The sequence below is a fragment of the Methylosinus sp. RM1 genome, from assembly GCF_011378635.1.
Lineage (GTDB): Bacteria > Pseudomonadota > Alphaproteobacteria > Rhizobiales > Beijerinckiaceae > Methylosinus > Methylosinus sporium.
The window spans coordinates 1-1,657 of sequence record NZ_WOVC01000098.1; the positions used below are offsets into that span (position 1 = coordinate 1).

A 1,657-nucleotide genomic window follows, 5' to 3' on the forward strand; every position below is an offset into this window, starting at 1 on the left:
CAAAATCCCGATGATCTGCTCTTCCGTGAACCGTTTCTTCTTCATCGTGTCCGTCCTGCAATCGGCCGGACTCTAATCGATGCTGGGGGGATTTTTCAGGGGCACGTCAAGAGGAACCAGCATCGCCAAGTTGTCGTCTCGAACCTCGATCATCATTTTCGCCGACATGCCCAATTTGATCGCTGCTTTTCGGCGTTCATCGTCAGCGGTGAAAGCGACCCGAATTTCGAAATTCGGGGCCCTCCCGTTCGGATCCACTGCGGCCTCGGCGCTAATCCCGCTGATACGCCCATGGATGGGGCTGCCCGGAAACGCTTCTCCGGTAATTTCAACGTCCGCGCCCAGACGAAGCGCGTTTACGTCGAGCTCGTCGACCTTTCCAGTCGCCACCAGGGTCGTCGTGTCCGCTATCGAAAAAAGGGGCTGTCCCTGGCTGACACGAGCCCCGACCTCGATCGGCGTGACATTTCCGTTTTGGGATTGCGACTGCGCCGGCGGCCGGACGAGAATTCCGGCTCCCGGCGCTTTGACAACTTTTGCGGCAATCTGCGCCTGAAGCCTGTCGTATTTTTCGCGGGCGTTTTCCAATTCGAGCGCCGCAACGCGCCGAAATTTCTCGCTTCCGCGACTGAGCGTCGTCTCCAGGTCTTGCTTCAACCCTTCCAATGTCCCCTTCTGTTGATTACGCTGTTGCGCCAAACTTTCGTAATCGTTTCGCGGCACAATCCCTTTGTCAAAAAGCTTTTTGCTATCGGAAACCTGACGCTCTAGGCTCGCCAATTGGTCTTCGCCTATTTCGACGCTCCGCTTGGCGCGCACCACGTCCGGGCTGCTTTGCCAATTTTCCAATGAATTCGCGGCAACGGTGGCTTTGAGAACCGCCGCCTCGGCGTCGCGCAGTCTCGCCTCTGCCTCCGATACATCCAATTCCACCAAGGTGGAGCCGGCCACGACATAATCGCCGACCACCGCGGCTTGCCTTGCGATTACGCCCTCGACCGGAGCGATAATGGCGATCAACTTCCCTGCATGGATCGATCCCGCGACCGCCAACCTCGTGGTCAGGCGAGATTGATGTACGACAAATGTTTCCTCTTGGGAGACAGAGGCCAGAGCCTCTGTTTTTCTATCCAAGAATGTGTGATCGTAGCACAAGGCAATTACCAGCGGCGCTGGCCATGGCAATAGGTAGATGTCGTGTATATTTCTTATTATACAACAGGTTCATAAACTCCTCACGTAACAGATCACCTTTTTTGACATAATCGAGCTACATTCCGAAGAGTGTCTCGCGTCATGTTACGCCTTCGCCATCGATCCCTCCAAATCATTTTGGAGAGCGACGCGCTCGTAAGCGACAACAAGAGCTTTTTGGAGGGCGAGCAAGCGGAAGTCGTGGGCGAGCAAGTCAGTGTCCAGACGATGAAATCGATCTCCTTCATCGAGCTAACGAAAACCATTATATTGTCACGCCGTGTCGCGCGGCATAGCCCTCGAAAACCTTCTGCGACACCGGCCGGGTTCGAGGGGAGGATATTGCCGGCATGGGGTCATCGTGGAATTTTCCCGAAATCCTACGCTAAGGCTTTGAGGCCGGCTTTTCGGCGGCGCGGGCGTGGGAGACGAAGCGCGAGATGGTCGCGCGGTGAATCTTGAA

The 1,657-nt window shown here is 55.8% G+C and carries 1 protein-coding gene; it reads right to left on the reverse strand.

Translation table 11 applies throughout. The annotated features are described in order from the left end of the window. Positions 1-72: 72 nt before the first annotated feature. Positions 73-1,134 (reverse strand): HlyD family secretion protein, encoded by a 1,062-nt coding sequence (locus tag FMZ75_RS21060; protein WP_166146256.1) that lies wholly within the window; start codon positions 1,132-1,134, stop codon positions 73-75. Between the last annotated feature and the right edge of the window lie 523 nt (positions 1,135-1,657).